Annotated in this window: 20 protein-coding genes; 17 read left to right on the top strand and 3 right to left on the bottom strand. The window is 55.0% G+C overall.

The genetic code is table 11. The annotated features are described in order from the left end of the window. Positions 1–2 precede the first annotated feature (2 nt). The 4 genes from GXN74_RS02780 to GXN74_RS02765 all read left to right on the top strand — a co-directional run bounded on the left by GXN74_RS02780 (position 3) and on the right by GXN74_RS02765 (position 2,229). On the top strand, positions 3–548 hold the full coding sequence (locus tag GXN74_RS02780) for a chromate transporter (RefSeq protein ID WP_246208566.1): 546 nt from the start codon (positions 3–5) through the stop codon (positions 546–548). Then, the gene (locus tag GXN74_RS02775) at positions 538–1,089 is read left to right on the top strand and encodes a chromate transporter (RefSeq protein ID WP_162369395.1); all 552 of its coding nucleotides are present in this window, start codon (positions 538–540) and stop codon (positions 1,087–1,089) included. Before GXN74_RS02780 ends, GXN74_RS02775 begins: the two co-directional genes overlap by 11 nt. A gap of 43 nt (positions 1,090–1,132) precedes the next feature. After that, complete coding sequence (locus tag GXN74_RS02770) at positions 1,133–1,855, top strand: phosphatase (protein ID WP_162369394.1); 723 nt, start codon at positions 1,133–1,135, stop codon at positions 1,853–1,855. A gap of 83 nt (positions 1,856–1,938) precedes the next feature. Beyond that, positions 1,939–2,229, top strand: coding sequence for a YerC/YecD family TrpR-related protein (locus tag GXN74_RS02765; protein WP_162369393.1), 291 nt, complete (start codon positions 1,939–1,941; stop codon positions 2,227–2,229). Between the two features lie 68 nt (positions 2,230–2,297). Here GXN74_RS02765 and GXN74_RS02760 read toward each other — a convergent pair whose 3' ends face one another. After that, a complete protein-coding gene (locus GXN74_RS02760; RefSeq protein WP_162369392.1) occupies positions 2,298–2,927 on the bottom strand; it encodes a DUF1836 domain-containing protein in 630 nt (209 codons plus the stop codon). Between the two features lie 150 nt (positions 2,928–3,077). Between GXN74_RS02760 and pcrA the strand changes: the two genes are divergently transcribed. From pcrA to GXN74_RS02735, 5 genes are all read left to right on the top strand, one after another. Further along, positions 3,078–5,327: a DNA helicase PcrA gene (pcrA, locus tag GXN74_RS02755; RefSeq protein WP_162369391.1), complete on the top strand. Its 2,250-nt coding sequence runs from the start codon at positions 3,078–3,080 to the stop codon at positions 5,325–5,327. A gap of 79 nt (positions 5,328–5,406) precedes the next feature. Next, a complete protein-coding gene (locus GXN74_RS02750; RefSeq protein WP_162369390.1) occupies positions 5,407–5,715 on the top strand; it encodes a hypothetical protein in 309 nt (102 codons plus the stop codon). A gap of 72 nt (positions 5,716–5,787) precedes the next feature. Then, positions 5,788–7,143: a 23S rRNA (uracil(1939)-C(5))-methyltransferase RlmD gene (gene rlmD, locus GXN74_RS02745; protein WP_162369389.1), complete on the top strand. Its 1,356-nt coding sequence runs from the start codon at positions 5,788–5,790 to the stop codon at positions 7,141–7,143. Positions 7,144–7,229: 86 nt separating this feature from the next. Continuing rightward, the gene (locus GXN74_RS02740) at positions 7,230–8,156 is read left to right on the top strand and encodes a type II toxin-antitoxin system death-on-curing family toxin (RefSeq protein ID WP_162369388.1); all 927 of its coding nucleotides are present in this window, start codon (positions 7,230–7,232) and stop codon (positions 8,154–8,156) included. Positions 8,157–8,215: 59 nt separating this feature from the next. Continuing rightward, a complete protein-coding gene (locus tag GXN74_RS02735) occupies positions 8,216–9,685 on the top strand; it encodes a sodium/glutamate symporter (RefSeq protein WP_212505682.1) in 1,470 nt (489 codons plus the stop codon). Positions 9,686–9,700: 15 nt separating this feature from the next. Here the strand turns inward: GXN74_RS02735 and GXN74_RS02730 are convergent, their stop codons facing one another. Continuing rightward, positions 9,701–10,330 (bottom strand): class I SAM-dependent methyltransferase, encoded by a 630-nt coding sequence (locus GXN74_RS02730; protein ID WP_162369387.1) that lies wholly within the window; start codon positions 10,328–10,330, stop codon positions 9,701–9,703. A 125-nt stretch (positions 10,331–10,455) separates the two neighbouring features. Here GXN74_RS02730 and GXN74_RS02725 point away from each other — a divergent pair, with 125 nt between their 5' ends. Beyond that, positions 10,456–10,794, top strand: a complete 339-nt coding sequence (locus tag GXN74_RS02725; RefSeq protein ID WP_162369386.1) for a zinc-ribbon domain-containing protein — start codon at positions 10,456–10,458, stop codon at positions 10,792–10,794. A gap of 52 nt (positions 10,795–10,846) precedes the next feature. Here the strand turns inward: GXN74_RS02725 and GXN74_RS02720 are convergent, their stop codons facing one another. Next, positions 10,847–12,643, bottom strand: a complete 1,797-nt coding sequence (locus GXN74_RS02720) for a sigma-54-dependent transcriptional regulator (protein ID WP_162369385.1) — start codon at positions 12,641–12,643, stop codon at positions 10,847–10,849. Positions 12,644–12,835: 192 nt separating this feature from the next. On the opposite strand from GXN74_RS02720, the gene GXN74_RS02715 reads away from it, so the two are divergent. The 7 genes from GXN74_RS02715 to GXN74_RS02685 are packed head-to-tail and all read left to right on the top strand — an operon-like array spanning position 12,836 to position 20,782. Continuing rightward, positions 12,836–14,110, top strand: a complete 1,275-nt coding sequence (locus GXN74_RS02715) for a four-carbon acid sugar kinase family protein (protein ID WP_162369384.1) — start codon at positions 12,836–12,838, stop codon at positions 14,108–14,110. Beyond that, a complete protein-coding gene (locus GXN74_RS02710) occupies positions 14,103–15,254 on the top strand; it encodes an iron-containing alcohol dehydrogenase (RefSeq protein ID WP_162369383.1) in 1,152 nt (383 codons plus the stop codon). The genes GXN74_RS02715 and GXN74_RS02710 overlap by 8 nt, the downstream gene beginning before the upstream one ends. Positions 15,255–15,275: 21 nt before the next feature. Beyond that, the gene (dapA, locus tag GXN74_RS02705; protein ID WP_162369382.1) at positions 15,276–16,172 is read left to right on the top strand and encodes a 4-hydroxy-tetrahydrodipicolinate synthase; all 897 of its coding nucleotides are present in this window, start codon (positions 15,276–15,278) and stop codon (positions 16,170–16,172) included. Between the two features lie 9 nt (positions 16,173–16,181). Next, positions 16,182–17,225, top strand: coding sequence for a 4-hydroxythreonine-4-phosphate dehydrogenase PdxA (gene pdxA, locus GXN74_RS02700; protein WP_246208562.1), 1,044 nt, complete (start codon positions 16,182–16,184; stop codon positions 17,223–17,225). Positions 17,226–17,228: 3 nt separating this feature from the next. Further along, positions 17,229–18,302, top strand: a complete 1,074-nt coding sequence (locus tag GXN74_RS02695; protein WP_162369381.1) for a TAXI family TRAP transporter solute-binding subunit — start codon at positions 17,229–17,231, stop codon at positions 18,300–18,302. 60 nt (positions 18,303–18,362) lie between these two features. Then, a complete protein-coding gene (locus tag GXN74_RS02690; protein WP_162369380.1) occupies positions 18,363–20,336 on the top strand; it encodes a TRAP transporter permease in 1,974 nt (657 codons plus the stop codon). Further along, positions 20,333–20,782: a NanQ anomerase/TabA/YiaL family protein gene (locus tag GXN74_RS02685; RefSeq protein ID WP_162369379.1), complete on the top strand. Its 450-nt coding sequence runs from the start codon at positions 20,333–20,335 to the stop codon at positions 20,780–20,782. Before GXN74_RS02690 ends, GXN74_RS02685 begins: the two co-directional genes overlap by 4 nt. Position 20,783: the final 1 nt, after the last annotated feature.

Below are 20,783 nucleotides of genomic sequence, written 5' to 3'. Positions count from 1 at the left end.
AGATGTGGCTGCGGCTGTACATGATTTTTTTCAAGATCGGCCTGGTCACCATCGGGGGAGGCTACACCATGCTGCCCATCATCGAGCGGGAGCTGGTGGTGCGGCACAGGCTTGCGGGCCATGACGCCGTGCTGGACAGCTTCGCCATGGCCCAGTCCATCCCGGGGATCGTGGCGGTGAACACGGCCACGTTGCTGGGCTACAGGATCGGGAAGACCTCCAAAGCCATCGCCTGCTTCCTGGGGGTCATCACCCCCTCCATCATCATCATCTCGCTCATCGCCCTGGCCTACGGAGGGGCGAGCCGGATCCCCTGGATCGAGAAGGCCCTCCAAGGGGTCCGGGTGGCCGTCCTGGCCCTGCTGATGGTGACGGTTTGGAGGCTCCTGCGCAGGACCGTCAGGGACTGGTTCCAGGCGGCGGTGGCGGGGGGCGCCTTCCTGGCCCTGCTCCTCTTCCCTGTATCCCCCATCGCGGTCATCGTAGGTGGAGGCGCGGCCAGCGTATGCTACTACCGTTGGCGGGAAGGGGGTTCCCATGCTGGTTAGGCTTGTGTTGGAATTCCTTGGCATCGGCCTCTTCACCTATGGGGGTGGCCTGGCCATGCTGGTGCTGCTGCAGGACCGGGCGGAGGAGCTCCAGTGGATGGGTCCCGCCCAGTTTGCGGACATGATCGCCATATCCCAGTCCACCCCGGGGCCCATCGCCATCAACCTGGCCACCTTCGTGGGAGTGGTCCAGGGAGGCGTGGCGGGAGCGGTGGCCGCTTCCATCGCCGTCTGCGTTCCGGGGGTCCTTATTTCCCTGCTGGTCTCCCGGTTCCTGCAGACCTTCGCCGAGAACCCCACGGTGGTCCATCTGCTGAAGGGGATCCGGGCCCTGGTGGTGGGGCTGATCGCCATGGCGGTGTTCCAGATCGCCAAGATCTCCATCCTGGTGCCGGAAGGCCAGGGGGGAGGCCTACTGGGCATCTTCCATCCGGTGTCCCTGGTGCTGCTGGGGGTCTTCGTGTACGGGATCGCGCGCTGGGACAAGCACCCCCTGGTGTACATCCTCCTGGGAGGGGTGCTGGGGGTTTTGGCCTACTGACGGGGATGCATCGGGAATAGAACAGACAAGACGGGAGGAATCCATGGAGTTATTGTTGGACGTCCACTGCCACACCGTGGCCAGCGGACATGCATACAGCACCCTGTACGAGAATGTGCGGGGTGCGAAAGAACGTGGTCTTCAGGTGCTGGGCATCGCCGACCATGGACCGGCCATGCCGGGGAGCGCCTACATCTTTTATTTCCAGAACCTGTGGGTGGTTCCGGGCGAAATCGAGGGGGTCAGGATCCTCAAGGGCGTGGAGGCGAACATCGTGGACACCAAGGGGGGCATCGACATGAAGCCCGAGGACCTGAAAGGGTTGGACTACGCCATCGCCAGCCTGCATTCCCCCTGCATCCGGTACGGATCCAAGGCCGAGAACACCAAAGCCCTGGTGGGGGCCATGGGCAACCCCTGGGTGCGGATCATCGGGCATCCGGACGACGCCCGGTACCCCTTGGATTACGAGGAGCTTGTCCGGGCGGCCAAGGATTCTAACGTGCTGCTGGAGCTCAACAACACGTCCCTGAGCCCCTTGAGCTTCCGCCAGCAGGCGGACGTGGCGGTCATGACCATCCTGGAGCTCTCGGCCAAGCACAACCATCCTGTGATCGCGAACAGCGACGCCCATATCGCCTTCGATGTGGGGAACTTCGGCAATGTCCGCCCCCTCCTGGAGGAGTCGGGGTTCCCCCGGGAACTGGTGGTGAATGCGGACCCCCAGGGTTTCCTGGAATGGTTGGCGGCAGGTTCCGGGAAGTGATTTTTTCCGGGGGCCTTTACTCTAACGAGGTGATGTGTTAAAATTGACCTATCATCGGGAGAAAGCCAATTGAGGAGAAGCATATGGGAAAGAACATGAAGACGGAAGCAATGGACTACCTGTTCCAGGCGGTGCTCAGCCTGCGGGAGATCGGGGAATGCTACGATTTCTTCGAGGATGTCTGCACTGTGAACGAGCTCCACTCCCTGGCCCAAAGGCTGCAGGTGGCGAAGATGCTCCGGGAACAGCACACCTATCTGGAGATTGCGGAGAAGACGGGGGCCTCCACGGCCACCATCAGCAGGGTCAACCGCTCCCTGAACTACGGAAACGACGGATACGATTTGGTCTTCGAGAGGATCAAAAAAGGATAAGGAAAAGCAGGCGCCTGAAGGAATGGTTCACGTCCTTCAGGCGCCTGCTTTCGCATGGGTCGGCATTCCTAAGCTTTCTTGTCCGGGGATTTCTTGGGGGGGGTCCGGTGCGGCTGCCGGTCGATCAGACGGGCCACCAGGTGCTTCAGGGTGGCGGCCTCCATGGAGAGGAGATAGCTGGCAGCGAACAGGGAAAAGAGCTCCTGTTCCTCCGGATCCTCCACGTCCGAAAAAAGAGCCTGGGCGCTGTCCAGGGTCCGGTCCAGCTGTTTGCGCAGCTCCGGGAACTGGGTCTTTTGGGCCTCCAGGATCCGGTCGTAGAAAGCCTCCAGGCTAAGGGTGGGGGAGGGCTTCAGCAACCGTTCCTTCACGGGGGCCAGCAGCTCCTGGATGTCCGGGATGGAGAGGACATGCTTCATGTGGTAGACCATAAGGAGCAGCACGATGTGCCGGGTGGAATACTTCTTCTTGGCGGAGGGGGGGAGGATTCCGCACTTGCTGTAGTTGTTGATCATGGTTTTGGTCAGGGTCTTCTCCTGGGAGTCCCGCATGAATACGCCCAGGTGCTCGTCCATGAACGTGGTGACCTGGTCCATGTAGAGGTCGATGGGGGGGATGTCCCCGGAGCGGACCGTATCGTGTTCCTGTACGGTTTCCAGGACCTCCTGCAGGAATTCGCGGTAATTGTTGTTTGGCATGACAGCCTCCTCGCAAGGTGCGCATTGATTCCTCCATTATATAGTAACGAAAACCGGATTACAAGTGCCAAGCGCGGCTTTACCCTGCACGCCGGATATGGTATGATGTTTGGGCAGTCGAAAACGGAAGAAAAGGAATTGGGTGAATGAATGGATAAATACAAAGGTTTGAACGAACCCCAGAGAACAGCCGTGTTTCATGTGGACGGTCCCTTGCTGCTCCTTGCGGGGGCGGGTTCGGGGAAGACCCGTGTACTGACGCACCGGATTGCCTATATGATTGAAGAAAAAGGCGTGGCCCCCTGGCAGATCATGGCCATCACCTTCACCAACAAGGCGGCCAAGGAGATGCGGGAGCGGGTGGACAAGCTGGTGGGAGCTGCGGCCGCGGATGTCTGGGTCAGCACCTTCCACTCCTCCTGTGTGCGGATCCTGCGCAGGCATGCGGACCGGGTGGGTTACGACCGCTCCTTCACCATCTATGACGCGGACGATTCGAAGAAGCTGGTCCGGGAGTGCATGAAGCAGCTGAACGTGGACCCCAAATACTTCAAGGAATCCGCCGTGCTCTCGGCCATCAGCGGCGCCAAGAACCAGTACATCGGTCCGGCCCAGTACCGGAAGGACGCGCTGGGGGACATGCGCAAGGAGACCATAGGCAAGATCTACGACCTCTACCAGCAGCGCCTGAAGAGCTGCAACGTCATGGATTTCGACGACCTCCTGGTGAAAACGGTGGAGCTTTTCGTCATGAACGAGGATGTGCTGGCCTATTACCAGGACAAGTTCCGCTACATCATGGTGGACGAATACCAGGACACCAACGGGGTGCAGTTCCGGCTGGTCCATCTCCTGGCCAAGAAGCACCGGAACCTGTGCGTGGTGGGGGACGACGACCAGTCCATCTACCGGTTCCGGGGAGCCGACATCCGGAACATCCTGGACTTCGAGGCGGTCTTCGGGAACGCCCAGGTGGTCCGCCTGGAGCAGAACTACCGTTCCACCAGGAAGATCCTGGACGCCGCCAATGGGGTCATCCGCAACAACAGGCAGCGCAAACCCAAGAAGCTGTGGACGGACAACCAGGATGGCATGGACATCGTGTACAAGACCCTCTACACAGAGGTGGAAGAGGCGGCCTTCATCGCGGAGCAGGTCGCAGAAGGGGTGAAGGCGGGCAGGACCTACAAGGACCATGCGGTCCTGTACAGGACCAATGCCCAGTCCAGGGCGGTGGAGGACAGCTTCGTGAAGCGGAACATCCCCTACAAGCTGGTGGGTGGCGTGAGCTTCTACCAGCGGAAGGAGATCAAGGACATCCTGGCCTACATGGTGCTGGTGGACAACAGCGCCGACGACCTGTCCCTGCGCAGAATCATCAACGTGCCCAAAAGGGGAATCGGGGACAGCACGGTGGAGCGGATCGGGGAGTACGCCTACGAAAGGGGCATCGGCATGTACGAGGCCCTGGGGCGGGCCCGGGAGATTCCCGGCATCGCCCGGGCGGCGTCCAAGGTGGAGCAGTTCCACGCCTTCATGGAGAAGTGCAGGGGAATCGCCGCCCAGGGAGGGCTTGTGGGACTGGTGGAAACCATCCTGAAGGAGACGGGCTACGAGGAGGCCCTCCGGCTGGAGAACACCCCGGAATCCCAGGACAGGCTGGGAAACATCGGGGAGCTGGTGTCCAAGATGGCGGAGTACGAGACCATGTCGGAGGACCCTTCCCTGGTGGGATTCCTGGAGGAGGTGGCCCTGGTGGCTGCCATCGACACCCTGGAAGGGGACGACAACAAGGTGGTCCTGATGACCCTGCACAGCGCCAAGGGGCTGGAATTTCCGGTGGTGTTCCTGGGAGGGATGGAGGACGGGCTCTTCCCCGGCTACATGAGCATCAATTCCGGGAACCCGGAGGACATCGAGGAGGAGCGGCGGCTCTGTTACGTGGGCATCACCCGGGCCATGGAGCAGCTCTACCTGTTGAATGTGAAGCGGCGGCTGGTCCATGGGACAAGCCAGTTCAACATGCCCTCCCGGTTCATCCGGGAGATCCCCCAGGAACTGCTGGCGGTCCATGAGACGGAGCTGACGCCCTCCATCGAAGCGGCTCCCGTGGTGGGCATGTCCCCCCGGACCACGGGGAAATATGCGGGAAGCCTCTATGGGAGCGGCCGCTATGGCGCCAAGCCTTCCCAAGGGGATTCCTCCAAGAGATCCATCCCCGGGCCGTCGGACAGGACCCTGGAATACGGGGAAGGGGACCTGGTGAAGCACGGAAAGTTCGGCGTGGGACAGGTCCAGAGGATCGAGGCGGGCGGAGCGGACTACCAGGTCACCGTCAATTTCCCAAGCCACGGGGTGAAGAAGCTGCTGTCCAGTTTTGCCGGACTGAAGAAGGTCTAAGTTCAGGCTGGATAATTGGAGGCATTGATGTTATAATGAGTGCAGAAGTTTTCAAAAAACAAGGAAGGGAAGTGCGGGTATGTTGGAAAGATTCAGAAGAGACGATTTAGTTAGCATGGAACACTTGGGTGAATTGCTGCACAAATTGAATTTCAAGCCGGCAATTTTTGAAAGCGACAACAGGAAGAAGGAATACACCTGGCTGGTCGTTGCACTTGTCACCCTGGGCCTGGTCATTTCCGGACTTGTCGTGTACAAGCTCTTCTTCAGCAATGCGGACGACTTTGACGATGAAGAGGGATTTGAAGAGGATTTTGAAGACATCGACTACGATGAAGATTTTGACGATGATGATGATTTTGCCGAAGCGGATGCTTTGCAAGACTGATGGTAAGAAAGGGGCTGAGCGATCAGCTCCTTTGTCATCTGGATGGAAAAAGACGGAAATGGAGAATTTTCTATGAAGAAGAACACGATGGCGGCCGGTGTGGTGGAGAGGGTGGCCTTCCCCAACAAGGCTGTGATGGAAATCGAAGGGGTCCAGGTCCAGGTGAAGAACGCCCTTCCCGGACAGAAGGTGGAAATCCGCCTCAAGAAGAAAAGGAAGAACCGCTGGGACGGGGAAGTCGTCAAGGTCCTGGAGCCGGCACCCTATGAGATTCAGGCCCCCTGCCCGGTGTTCGGGGTGTGCGGGGGATGCCTGTACCAGCAGATGCCCTACGGGAAGCAGCTGGAAATGAAAGCGGCCCAAGTCCAGGAGCTCCTGTCCTCCCTGGACACCCCCTATCCTTTCGAGGGTATTTCGCCCAGCCCCCGGGAATACGGATACAGGAACAAGATGGAGTACTCCTTCGGGGATCCGTTCAAGGACGGTCCCCTGACCTTGGGGATGCACCGGCGGGGAAGCATGCACGACATCGTGGACGCCTCCGACTGCAGGATCGTCCATCCGGACTTCAACAGGATCGTGGAGGCCACGACCGCCTTTTTCCGGGAGAGGGGAATCCCCTTCTACCATAAGCGGTCCCATGAAGGATGGCTCCGCTACCTGCTGCTGCGCCGGGGGGAGAAGACAGGCCAGCTCCAGGTGAACCTGGTGACCAGCTCCCAGATGGAGGTGGACCTGGCTCCCTGGGTGGAGCTCCTGGGGGCCCTGCCCCTGGAGCATGCCCTGACGGGGGTGCTGCACACGATTTCGGACACCTTGTCGGATGCAGTGAAGCCGGATTCCACCCGGGTGCTCCGCGGGGAGCTGGATTTCCACGAGCGGCTTCTGGGGCTGGATTTCAGGATCTCCCCCTTCAGCTTCTTCCAGACGAATTCCCTGGGAGCGGAAGTCCTCTACGGGGTGGTCCAGGAGTACGTGGGGGACATGCGGGACAAGCTGGTCTACGACCTGTACGCGGGCACGGGGACCATCACCCAACTGCTGGCGGGGGTGGCCCGGAAAGCGGTGGGTGTGGAGATTGTGGAGGAGGCCGTGGAGGCCGCCCGCAGGAACGCCGCCCTGAACGGCCTGGAACACTGCGAATTCATCGCCGGGGACGTGCTGGGGGTCCTGGACAGCCTGGAGGAGAAGCCGGATGTGATCGTCCTGGACCCGCCCCGGGAAGGAGTGCACCACAAGGCCCTGGAGAAGATCCTGCGCTACGGGGTCCGGGACATCGTCTATGTCTCCTGCAAGCCGACCTCCCTGGTGGAGGACCTGAAGCTGTTCCTGGAGAAGGGCTACAGGCTGGAAAGGGTCCGGTGCGTGGACCTCTTCCCCAGCACCCCGCACGTGGAGACCGTCGTACTGCTTAATAAACACACATAATTGATTTTAGCTTTTTTCTTCATAAAGAATTTGAGAGGATATTTACGAGAAGAGAATAAAGGCTGTAAATGCGAGGGGTTTTATAAATGAAGAAAGAAGAAGTTGTTCTTTTTGTTGATGGGAATGTAGAGCTTGAAGTTTCAATAACGCCAGACCGAGATACGGTCTGGTTGACCCAAGAGCAAATGAGTCTGCTGTTTGATACGGCACGATCGTCTATCGCTTATCATATTAAAAATATTTTTAAGGAGCAAGAATTGGATAAGAGTACTTCTGTCGAAATTTTCGACAGAAGTGAGAATAAAGCATCGAGGCCACCAATGTGCTACAATCTTGATGTTATTATTTCCGTAGGATATCGTGTAAAATCAAAAAGAGGTGTTGCATTTCGAAAATGGGCAAATGGTGTATTAAAACAGTATATAATGCAAGGATATGCTGTAAATCATAAACGTATCAAGGATTTAGGAGAAGTGATACGTATTATGAAGAGGACAGAAAATAGTTTAGATGCAAAGCAAGTGTTATCTGTTATTGAACGCTACAATACAGCATTGGAATTGCTGGATGATTATGATCATCAAAGAATGAAACGACCTAAGGGAAGCGAATCCGCGTATGTTTTATCATATGATGAATGCATTCAAGTAATTCAAATCATGAGATTTGGAAACGAGTCAGAATTGTTTGGAAAAGAAAAAGATGATTCGTTTCAAGGTAGCATTGGAAATATATACCAATCATTTTCAGGTAATGATGTATATCCAAGTTTAGAAGAAAAGGCAGCAAACCTATTATATTTTGTGACCAAAAATCATAGTTTTCTAGACGGGAATAAAAGAATTGCTGCTATGATGTTTTTGCATTTTCTGGATAAAAATGGTGTACTATTTGCAGACGAGCATAAATTGATAGATAATCATACACTGGTTGCTCTTACAATTATGATTGCTGAATCAAAACCAGATGAAAAAGAAATGATGATTAGCATCATAATGAATTGTATTGGATAAACAAAACAATAAGCTGAAAGGAATGTTTGGTATGAACAATCACGAGCACGTAGTGGATAATGAAATGTGTTCTTATCAAGAACAGCACACACGTGGAGACGGTGTTGGCGGTCCTGAGGAACCGGATTGGATGGAGGTGGAAGCCCATGACGCCTAACGCCGTAGGTTTCAGCCTTCTGGTCCTGGGGGCGGTGCTGGTCTTGGGGAAATGGATCCGGGTGGGCACACCCCTGCTGCAGCACCTCTTCCTTCCCAGTTCCCTGGTGGCCGGCCTGCTGGCCTTGCTGGCGGGACCGGAAATCCTGGGGGCGATGACCGGGGTTTCCCTGGTCCCGGAGTTCCTGCTGGACACGTGGCGGGTCCTGCCGGGACTCATGATCAACATCGTGTTCGCGGCCCTCTTCATAGGCAAGAAGATCCCCCGGATCGGGACCGTGTGGAAGCTGGCGGGCCCCCAGGTGGTGATGGGCTACATGATCGCCTTCGGGCAGTACGCCGTCGGCCTGTTCCTGACCCTGTTCATCCTGGGGCCTGTCTTCGGCATGCATCCGGCGGCGGGAGCCCTGATTGAAATCGGCTTCGTGGGCGGCCATGGAACCGCCGCCGGCCTTCGGGACACCTTCGTAGAGGTCGGATTTCCGGAAGGCGGGGACCTGGCCATCGGCATGGCCACCGTCGGCGTCCTGGGAGGGGTCCTCTTCGGCATCGCCCTGATCAACTGGGCGATCCGCAACAACAAGCTGGTCCATCCGGTGAAGACGGCGGACCGGAGCGACCTGGAGAAAAAAGGGATCAACGAGTTCGACATCCGGGAGGCGGCCGGCTACATGAGCACCAGGACCGAATCCATAGAACCCCTTTCCCTGCATCTGGGCTATGTGGGCATCGGGATCCTGCTGGGCTACGGCCTCCAGCAGGCCATGGTCTGGCTGGAGGCCGTCACCTGGGGAGGGGCCACCGGGGTCTACCTGATGCGCTACGTGCCCCTGTTCCCCCTGGCCATGGTGGGAGGCATCCTGGTCCAGCTGCTGCTGGAGAAGCTGGACCGCTACCGCACGGTGGACAGGGAACTGGTCAACCGGATCCAGGGTCTGGCCCTGGACATCCTGATCGTCAGCGCCCTGGCCACCCTCTCCCTGAAGGTCATCGGAGAGAACATGCTGCCCTTCCTGATCCTGGCCGTGGGGGGAATCCTCTGGACAGGGTTCGCCTTCCTGGTGCTGGGGCCCCGGATGCTCCCGGACTATTGGTTCGAGCGGGGAATCGGGGACTTCGGCCAGTCCATGGGGGTCACGGCCACCGGCCTCCTGCTGATGCGGGTCACGGACCCGGAGGGCAAGACGCCGGCCCTGGAAAGCTTCGGCTACAAGCAGCTGCTTTTCGAATTGTTCGTGGGCGGCGGAATCTTCACCGGGGCGGCCATTCCCCTGATCCACCAGTTCGGTCCCAAGGCGGTCTTCGCCGGAACCCTGGGGGTGGCCCTGGGATGCCTGGTCTTTGGCATGCTGGTGTACGGGAAGAGGCGCTAGGTCGCCGGAAACGGGTCATTTGCGCAATACGGCCAACCTGCCCTGAAGCTCCAGTCCCGAGAATCCCAGGTTGTCCCGGATCCACCGGAAGGTGTGCGGATGGTAGAAGAACACATGGGTGGGGTCGTTCTTGTAATGCCAGCGCTGGAAGTCGACGGACGGGTCCCAGGCTTCCGTCATGCAGTAAAGCCTCCCGCCGGGCTTGAGGAGCCCGGACAGGAGACGGAATTCCTTCTCCGGATTGTGGAAATGCTCCACGACCTCGCAGCAGACGATGAAATCGTAGCGGTCTTCCAGCGGGGCGGGATCCTTCCAGAAAAAAGGGTCGTACAGGCGCAGGTTGTAGCCCTGGTCCCCCAGGAGCTTGGAAATCACCGGTCCGGTGCCGGCTCCGAAGTCCAGCCCGGACGTCTGGGGCGGCCAGTCCTGGAGCACGGAGTCGACGATGGGGGCGACGAACTTCTGGTATCCGGGGTCCTCCACATCGTTGTTGTGTTCCTTGTAGCGCTCCTGCTCCTCCTGGGGGGAAGGCAGGTGGCGGGGGTGCAGGAAGAGGGCGGAACATCCGTCGCATTGCAGGTATTCCATCTCCCGGAACCACTGGAAATGGCGGGCTTCCGATTTGCACAAGGGGCAGTTGGTCATGGTCGTATCCTTCCTTTCGTCTTTACAGTCCCTGAAAGGATACCCCAACGGGGCCGGTTTTGCAAGGGAACCCCGTGAAAATGAAGAAAAACATATGATTTTGAGAGGAAGAAGGAGGACACAGCATGGCGTTGATCCGTTGTCCGGAGTGTCAAAGGGAAATATCAGACCAAAGCCAATCCTGCCCCCATTGCGGCTATCCCCTGCGGGCGTCTTACGGCAGTGGCGGCAGCTATCAGGCGGGGAGGGTATCCGACCAGGAGCCCAGCTTCGGGATGGCCCTCTTGGGGTTCTTCTTTCCCCTGGTGGGTCTGATCCTGTACCTGGTCCTGTTGAACGACCAGCCTGGAAAGGCCAGGTCGGCGGGAAAGGGGGCGCTGGTTTCCGTGGTGGTGGGCATCGTGGGTACGATCCTGCTGCTGCTGCTGGCGGTACCTGCCGCCCGGATCATGTATACCTTATGAACGAAAGAAGGGAGGCCCCGGACGTGTCCGGGGCCTCCCTTCGCTTGGTACCCTATTGGCCTGCCTTCAGCAAGCGCCAGATTGTCGTACGGCTGATGCCGAGCCTCTTCGCCGCCATTGTCTGGTTTCCGTTCACCTCTTCGAGAATCTGCTGGACGATGTCCTTGTTGATTTCATCCAACGTCCTGTTGATGTCGAATCCTGAGGCGGCTTCCGCTCCTTCGGACGCTGGGGCGGCTGCGGTCTGCTTCCTTTCGTAATCCAGCACGCGGGCCGCTTCTTCGGCTTTGATGTAGGGGGTCGTCGTTACGGTGACCAGCTGCTGAAGCACGCGCTTGAGCTGGGTCAGGTTCTGGTTCCATTCGAATGCCTGCATCAACGCCATAGCGTCGCTCTCGAAGCCGATGATCTGCTTCGCGAGGGTGACGTTGAGGGTGCTGATGTAGATGCTGGAAAGGCTGGGCAGCTCCTCCCTGCGGTTGCGGAGAGGCTCCAGGTTGATGGAAAGGCAGGACAGGTCGTTCATCAATCGTTTGCACTTGTCCGGCAACTGCCGCTGGGGATTGCTTGTAAAGGAAAAGAGCACCCGGTTCCTTTTGCAGAGGTTTGTTTCCATGATCGTTGAAAACATCTGCTTGAACTTGGCGTCATCCAGATGTTCGATGTTCTTGAAATAAATCGTGTTTCCGTTGTCGTTTAGAGGCGTGTTGTAGTGGTTGGTCAAGAAGGACCAGTGCTTGTCGTTCATCAAGGCAAAATCGATGACGATGAAGGGGTTGTTCTGCAGGCGGCTCTGGGTGTAGATCAACCCTGCGACCTGCTCTTTTCCGGTGCCTTCTTCTCCGATGACCACAATCGGCGAGCTGGTTTTGTTGAAAGCGTCGATGGTGGCCTGGGTGCTTGTCGTTTGGGTACTGCTGAAGAAACTGTTGAAAGGATCGTTCAGCAGGTCCGATTTGGAATGATACCGTATGCCGTACTTGTTTGATGTCACCGGGATGTTGTTGGCGGTGACGTAGAACACTGCATACCGCTCTTCGTTGGCTTCGAAGGTCTGGCCCTCGATGAAGATGAGGTTTCCGTTCAAGTTCTTGGCGACCTTCCTTTCTCCGGATTCGAGTGTGGAGAGAAGCTCTTTTTCGATCAGAGACAGCACATCGGCCTGGTCGGCCTGCAATGTGCTGTAGAGCACTGCTCCGGAGGGGTCGAAGAGGATGGTGTCCGCCTTTTGGTGCATCAGGAGTTCGCTGTACAGGTTTTTTTCGTTGATCAGCTTGCGGTGGTTTGTGGTGGCCTTGATGGCCTGGTCGAAGGCGTCCTCGATGCTTTCGATGCCGGAGGTGATGAGGATGGAATTGAGCCCGAGCGTCTTGGCCAATGTGTTGGTCACCATGTCGCAGATGACCATGTGATACCCGTTGGCCTTGAGCTCCATCAGCTTGCCCTTGGCTTCTTCGGTGCTGTGGATCGTGTAGATGTCGATGTCGTATTGAAGCAGGTCGCAGAGCGTGTGTGCGGTGCGTGTGATGCTCGGAAAGCCGATGATGGCATACTTGTCGGAAAAGTTTTCCATAAGCTTGATGGCCCGCAGGATGTCGTAGACGGTCAGGGTTATTTCTATTATCGGAACATTCACGGCCTGGTTCAGCATCTCGGCCGTGCCGCCGCGGGACACGATGACGTCGATGTTGGATGTGTCGTACTGCTTGGCGATTTCCACACCCTTTTCAAGGTCCCCTACGAATACCGACAGTGCGATGTCCTCCCGTTTCGATGCGATGTTCTGCATCATGGTTTTCATGCCCTCATAGGGGGCGATGCCCAAAATCCGAATCGGCGAAGTGTTCATAGTGTTACTCCCCTTTGTGTTCATATATGAAACAATCATAGCATGCTTGCAACAAATGGTCAACAGAATATATTAATAGTTTCATAAAGGAACGCTTTTTGTTGGTTTCCAGGTTGCGCAATAGAACGAAAAGGATTAATATTGAACAAGGATAACAAATTGAAACACATCGAAGGGAGACGCCGGAGAAGCATGGTAAAACTACTGATAATTGCGGATGACTTCACGGGTGCGTTGGATACGGGCGTGCAATTCGCCATCCAAGGGATCGGCGCCAAGGTCTTGACGGACATCGGCTATGACTTTTCGGGTATGGATGAAGACGCCGAAGTGCTTGTCATAAATACGGAAACGCGGCACACATCCCCCAAAGAAGCGTACAGGATCGTCAGGGACCTATCGGAAAGAGCCCTTGGAGCGGGTGTGGCCCACATCTACAAAAAAACGGATTCTGCAATGAGAGGCAATGTAGGCAGTGAACTCAGGGCTGTCCTCGATGCATCGAAGCAGTCCGAGCTGCCCTTCGTTCCGGCATTTCCCGAAATGAACCGCACCACCGACGAAGGGAATCTCTACATCGACGGAATACCGGTCAATGAAAGCGTGTTTGGCAGCGACCCGTTTTCACCCGTAGCTTCGGCGCACATTCCTGTGATCATCCAGGAGAACACGGATGTCAAGGTGAGCATCTTCAATAAGCTGAAGAACCTCATAAGGCCAAACAAGCACATCTGCGTATACGATGCGGCTACAGACGACGACCTGCAGGAGATCGCCGACAAGCTGAAGGATGAAAACCGGCTCACCATATCTGCGGGATGTGCAGGGTTCGCCAAGGTGCTGCCGGAGACCCTGGGGCTGGCCACAAAGGAGATCCAAAAGGTGGAGGGGGCAGGAAGATTCCTGATCGCTTGCGGAAGCGTCAACCCGATCACAAAAAGGCAGATTGAACATGCGGTGCAAAACGGAATCAAACGGGTGAATCTGACACCTCCCCAGAAGCTGGACGGAAATTACTTCTCGACCGAAGAAGGGGAGGCGTTCCTGGAGGAGTTGAAGACGCTCTATGCGGAAGAGAAGGTGCTGATCATCGACACGAACGATGTCGGAGACCTGGATGCCACAAAAAGCTATGCCGGAGAAAAGGGCTACGACATCAACGGCATAAGGGAACAGATATCCAAAAACCTGGGACATGCGGTCAAGCTCCTCCTGGATGCGGCGGAGGACAGCATCGTCCTGATCACAGGCGGAGACAGCCTTCTGGGCTATATGAAACAGATCGGCTGCGAAGAAATCATCCCGCTTTATGAACTTGCACCCGGAACAGTCCTCTCCTATTACATCAACGAAGGAAAGAAACGGCATATCATATCGAAATCCGGAGGCTTCGGAAGGGAAGACTTGCTGGTCTCGCTGGCATCAAACCTGTTGACAAAAGAAAATGAGGTGGAAGGAAATGGTTGAGCAGTACAAGCTGAAAATGCCCAAAGCTGTCTACGCGGGAACCAACGCGCTGGACAACATCGGGGAGATCATAGGCGGAAGCAAGAGCATTGCGATTTTTACGGATAAAGGTGTGATCGGGGCGGGATTGCTTGACCTGGTCATCGGTCGTTTGGACAAGGATAAGACCGAAATCGCCGTTTTCGACGAGTTGCCCACAGAACCCACGTATGGTGAGGTCCAGGAGATCGTCGATGGATTCAAGAAGCGCACATTCGACCTGATCATTGCAGTCGGAGGCGGCAGCGTCATGGATACGGCCAAGCTGGCCTCGGTCCTGGTCACGGAAGACTATGACATCAGGGATCTGCTTGACAATCCGGCGCAGGCAAGGAAGTCGATACGGACACTGATGATCCCCACGACGGCGGGAACCGGATCGGAAGCGACACCGAACAGCATTGTCGTCGTTCCAGAAAAGGAATTGAAGGTGGGCATCGTAAACGACGAGATGATTGCGGATCATGTCATTCTGGATCCCCTCGTCATCAAGAACCTGCCGAGGAAAATCGCCGCAGCTACGGGAATCGACGCTCTGGCCCATGCCATCGAATGCTATACATCGAAAAAGGCGAATCCGTTCAGCGACACCTTCGCCCTGGAAGCCTTGAAGATGATTTTCGACAATATTGAAAAGGCATGCGACAGCAGCGATGACATGGAGGCCAAAGGCAGCATGCTTGTGGCGTCCTTCTACGCCGGCGTGGCGATCACGACGTCCGGAACCACGGCAGTCCATGCGCTTTCCTACCCGCTGGGCGGGAAGTACCGCATCCCCCACGGGGTGTCCAACGCCATGATGCTGGTGCCCGTGATGAAGTTCAATGAGCCGGTATGCCGCGGCCTATTTGCCAATATCTATGACCGCATTCATGCAGAAGGCGGGTCTTCATCAGAAGAAGAAAAATCCTCCTGGGTCATCGACCGGCTGGATGCAATCGTTAAAAACCTTGACATACCGACGAGCTTGTCTTCGTACGGTATTGGTGATAAGGACCTGGAGACGCTTGTCGAATCGGGCATGCAGGTACAACGGCTGCTGGTCAACAACAGGAGGGAAGTCACTGCGGACGATGCAAGGGCATTATACAAACAGCTGCTTTAGAAAACAATTCAGGAGGGCATGATGGTAGAAATCAAAGGGGTCATCCCGGCTATACTTACACCGATGAAGGAAGATGAGAGTGTCAACTACGACGAGCTGAGGAACCAATTGAACCGATTGATCGACGGAGGTGTCCATGGAATATTCCCTTTCGGAACCAATGGCGAAGGTTATATCCTGCGTGAGGACGAAAAAATGGAAATCCTCAAGGTGACCGTGGATGAGGTGAAGGGCAGGGTTCCTGTCTATGCAGGCACCGGATGCATCGGTACAAAAGACACGGTCAGGCAGTCGTTGAAGGCGAAGGAAGCTGGAGCGGACATCCTCTCGATCATTGCACCGTCCTTTGCAATGGCATCCCAGGACGAGCTTTATGAGCACTATAAGACAGTGGCTTTTGAAGTGGATATGCCGATCGTCCTATACAACATTCCGGCCAGAACCAATAATTCCATTTCGCCGGATACGGTTGAAAGGTTGAGCGAAATTCCGAATATCGTAGGTGTGAAAGACAGCAGCGGCAATTTCGACAACATGCTCCAATATATTGAAAAGACAAGAGGGAACGAGAATTTCAGTGTCCTGTCGGGGAACGATTCCTTGATCCTCTGGAACCTGCTTGCAGGCGGTGTCGGTGGGATTGCAGGCTGTGCAAACATCTATCCTGGGACCCTGGCTTCCATCTACGACCTCTTCATGGCGGGAGAACTGGAGCAGGCAAGGAAGGCGCAAGACAGCATCCGCAACATCAGGAACACATTCAAATACGGCAATCCGAATACCATGGTAAAGACAGCTGTTGGACTGATGGGATATCTTGTGGGCAAATGCAGGGCGCCATTCAACAAAGTTTCCGATCAAGGTGTTGAAGCCCTCAAGAAGGCACTTGCTGAAAACGAAGCGCTTGGAATGAAGTAGGAGGCGGCTATGTCGGAGAGACTGATCATCGGGATCACAATGGGGGATCCTGCCAGCATTGGCCCGGAAATTACGGCAAAGGTCTTGGACGGTCCAGGCATTTATGACAAGTGCAAACCGCTGATCATCGGGGATGCCGCTGTCATGGAGAAGGCATTGGAGATTGTCCAAAAGACCCATCTGAAAATCAACCCGATCAATGACATCAATGCTGCGCTTTTTGAACAGGGCACCATCGACGTGTACGACCTGGGGCTTGTGGATGTGTCGAAGCTTGAACTCGGCCGGGTGTCCCCAATGGCTGGCGAAGCGGCGTTCCAATATGTGAAGAAGGCCATAGAGCTGGCGCTGGCTGGAGAGGTTGACGCAACCGTCACCAACGCCCTGAACAAAGAGGCGATCAACATCGCCGGCCATCATTATTCGGGCCATACGGAAATCTATGCGGAGTTGACTGGGACAGACAAGTTTACGATGATGCTTGCCCACGAGAATCTGCGTGTGGTCCATGTTTCCACCCATGTTTCGTTAAGGGAGGCGTGCGACCGTGTCAAAAAGGAGCGGGTTCTGGATGTGATCAGGATCGCCGACCAGGCATGCAAGAACCTAGGCATCGGACAACCAAAGATCGCCGTTGCGGGCCTCAACCCGCACAGTGGAGAAAACGGCCTTTTCGGCAAGGAGGAAATCGATGAGATCATCCCTGCCATTGAGGCGGCGGTTGGCGAAGGCATACACGCAGAGGGGCCTATCCCCCCGGACACGGTCTTCTCCAAAGCCAGAGGCGGCTGGTATGACATCGTGGTGGCTATGTACCACGACCAGGGGCACATACCCCTCAAGGTCGTCGGGTTTGTATATGATAAGGAAGCGTCCAAATGGGATGCGGTGGCTGGTGTGAACATCACATTGGGATTGCCGATCATCAGGACATCCGTGGACCATGGAACCGCTTTCGACCAGGCGGGAAAGGGCATAGCAAATGAACTAAGTCTTGAGAATGCCATCGAATACGGCATTCTCTTGGCAAAAAATAAAAAAATGGAGGAATAGTGAATGAAAAAGGTATTGGCGATTGTGGTGGCACTGGTTATGACTTTGACGGCGTGTTCAGGAGGAGGGGAACAGACTGCTGAACCAACGCAAGGAACGGGTCGACAAGAAACAACAAACGATCCATCGAACGCTGCACCATCACTTGCAGATGCAAACGTCCTGTTCGGTACATTTGAAGTGGGAACAAGCAACTACAACATTTCAGCCGAATTGGGCAAGCTCTGGGAAGACAACGGAATCGGCAAAGTGGATGTCCAGCCCATCTCCCCTGGAGGCATGGGGGCTCCCTATCTGTTGGCCGGCGACAAGGCGGACATCGCATTCATCAACGGCGCTCCCGCAAAATGGGCCATGGAAACAGGCACACTCGGAAAGGAGCCTGCGGAGGGATATCTTGCCATGATTGGTGAACTTTCTGCCGTATCGGCAGTAAACTTCCTGACAACGGATTTCATCAAAAAACATGGGGTGACAACCATTGAAGAGGCAATTAGGCAACAGCTTCCAATCAGAATCGGATGCAGTCCCGTAGGCTCCATGGACAACGAAGTGGTCCAGATCCTGTTGGGATACATGGGTGTTACAGAAGATGACATCAAATCATGGGGCGGCGATGTGATCCATGGCGGAGGATCCGACCTGGCATCCATGGTGAAAGACGGCAAGCTGGATTTCATGCTTGACCATACATCATCCGCATCCTCTACAATGCAGGAGATTTCCATGACAAGTGATGTCCAATTCCTGCAATGGGAAGATGCGACCATCGATTACTTTGTCAGTGAAAAAGGATTCCAAAGAGTGACGATTCCGGCCAATGCATGGAAAGGCCAAGAGAATGAGATCGTCAATGCGGGTACTCCGGACTGCTTGTTCGTATCGGATGAATTGAGTGATGAAATCGTCTATGAATTGACAAAAATCATGTGCGAAAACAGGGATTATCTTGTAAGCGTGTTCGCATCCTTGGAACCTTTCAATCCTGAAACATGTTGGGAACCGGAAAAAGTTGGAGGAGTAGCGCTTCATCCGGGTGCTGAAAAGTATTTTAAGGATGCAGGTTATATGAAATGATTCAAATTGATTGGAGTGGTGGTGGAAGCGCCACCGCTCCATAACTATTGGAGGAAAACAATGACAAATACGAGCATTGACCACAAAGAAAACATTGAGCACCCTGATTTTAATGAGGAACCAAAGCGCGAAGCGATTCCAAGATGGAGATATGCGGTTCTTGTCATCATTTCCGTTGCCTTCATTTCATTCCAGTTGTATATAGCTATGGTGAAGCCATTGGACCGTTGGCTGCAAGTTCCTTATCATATGGTGTTCGGTCTGTTGGCCGCCTTCATGTTCAAGCCGATGGCAGACAATTTCGGCGCAAAATTCGCAAAAACATTGGGATGGATTTATGATTCCGTTCTGATCTTGTTGCTGGCGTATATTGCCTACTACTTTACGACCAATTTGACGTTTTTGCAGAATAGGATCTACAACATCGATGAAATGAGACCCCAGGACCTCGTTGCAGCCTACGCTTCGCTTTTTGTGGTCATGGAAGCGGTGAGGAGGATTATGGGCCGCAACCTGTTCATCTTCATCTCGATTTTCATTGTGTACGCATTCGCAGGACAAAAGATACCTGGTATTTTCCAGTTCAGAGGAATGACATGGCAGATGTTTGCTGAAGCGATGCTTATGGACGTGAACGGCATTCTAGGTTCGCCGCTTACCGCCTCCATGAACACCTTGTTCTATTTCCTGATCTTCGGTGCGTTCTTCTCCTCCTGTGGTGGCGGACAAGTGCTGATCGACCTTGGGATGAAATTAAGCGACAAAACCGTTGGAGGACCTGCAAAAGCGGCGGTCCTTTCCAGCGGCCTGATGGGAATGATTTCAGGCAGTGCGGTTGCCAACGTTTCAACAACGGGCGTCATGACGATCCCCCTGATGAAAAAAACAGGTTATGAACCACACCAGGCGGCATCCATCGAATCGATCGCATCAACGGGCGGACAGATCATGCCCCCGATCATGGGTATCGGTGCGTTCATCATGGCGGAGATGATTGGCGTCAGCTATTTGAAAATTGCGGCAGCAGCCTTGATTCCGGCTTTGGCTTACTATGGCTCGGTGTTCCTCTTGGTGCATTTTTTGGCCAAAAGGAAGCACATGACTTCCAAGGATGAATCCGTCAAATATGTATCGGACCCTGTCCTGCCAAGAATGTACCAGTTGCTGCCGATCGCCGCTCTGGTGGCAATCATCTTCTCGGGAGGATCCTTGACAAGAGGTGCCTTGACAGGGGCCGCATTATCCATCCTTGTCAGTCTGGTGTCCCAAAAAACAAGGATGTCCTTAAAAGGATATGTGGATTCCATGCTGGACGGTGTGAGGCAGGCTGCTAGCATCACTGTGCCGACGGCAGCCATCGGCATCATGATCGGCATCGTCATCCAATCGGGCGTTGCGAACAAGCTGACAAAGATCATTTCCAATACCGGCAATTCAAGCATCGCGTTGGCGCTCATCTTCGCCATGGTCGGCTGCCTGTTGTTGGGGATGGCTCTTCCGACGGTAGCCGCCTACTTGATCGCAAACATCCTGTTCGGGTCGACCCTGATCAACCTAGGACTTCATCCGCTCGCCGCCAATCTGTTCATCTTCTACTTTGGTGTTGTTGCTCAAATAACACCGCCGGTATGTCTGGCTTCGTTTACCGCTGCCGGCATAGCCGGTGCAAGTCCAATGAAAACGGGATGGACAGCTTTTGGATATGCATTTGTCGCATTCCTTGTACCCTATGTGTTCGTGTTTAAACCCGAAATCATACTGATCGATGCGACACCTATGAAAATCGCACTTGCGGTGCTGCTTCTTGCCTGGGGAATTCTGTTCATAGTGGCGGCTGTAAGCGGATATTTGTTCATACCAATCGACAACATCCCTGTAAGGGTAGCGTTTTTCATAACGGCAGTCTTGATTATCATACCTAACGCCTTCATCACAATTGTAGGTACGGTTGCCGGCCTTGGGTTCGTGGCCGTCTTCTTCGGCCTGGGGATGAAGAGGAAGAAAGAAGAAATCGCAAGAGTGGGTGAAGCATGATCATAGACGACGTAAAAAACATCGCATACTATGACCGCTTGCTGCCAGGTCTGAAAGCATGTTATGAGACGGTTTCCAAGATGCTGCCCGGTTTGGAAGAGGGAAGATATGAATTTGAAGGTGGTTTCTTCATGATCCAGCAGGGGATGACCAAACCGATGGAAGAAGGCGACTTCGAGACCCATGACAGGCATGTGGATGTGCAGATCATGCTGGATGGAAGCGAAACGCTGGCTTGGGCCGAGCGGGAAGGTCTGGAGGAGGTCATCGGATACAATGCGCAAAAGGATGCGACTTACTATGCGGGTGCCGCAGACCATTCGATACAGATTGATGCAGGCATGTTCTATGTCGCCTTCCCGCATGATGGGCACAAAGCGGTCAGGCATAGCGCAAAGCCGACAAAATACCGCAAAATCGTCCTGAAGCTGCCCGCCGACTTGTAGA

Origin of the sequence: Anaerotalea alkaliphila (assembly GCF_010179735.1) — a bacterium.
Lineage (GTDB): Bacteria > Bacillota > Clostridia > Lachnospirales > Vallitaleaceae > Anaerotalea > Anaerotalea alkaliphila.
The sequence above is the reverse complement of the archived record's forward strand: the minus strand, read 5'-3'. Positions and strand labels throughout refer to the sequence as shown.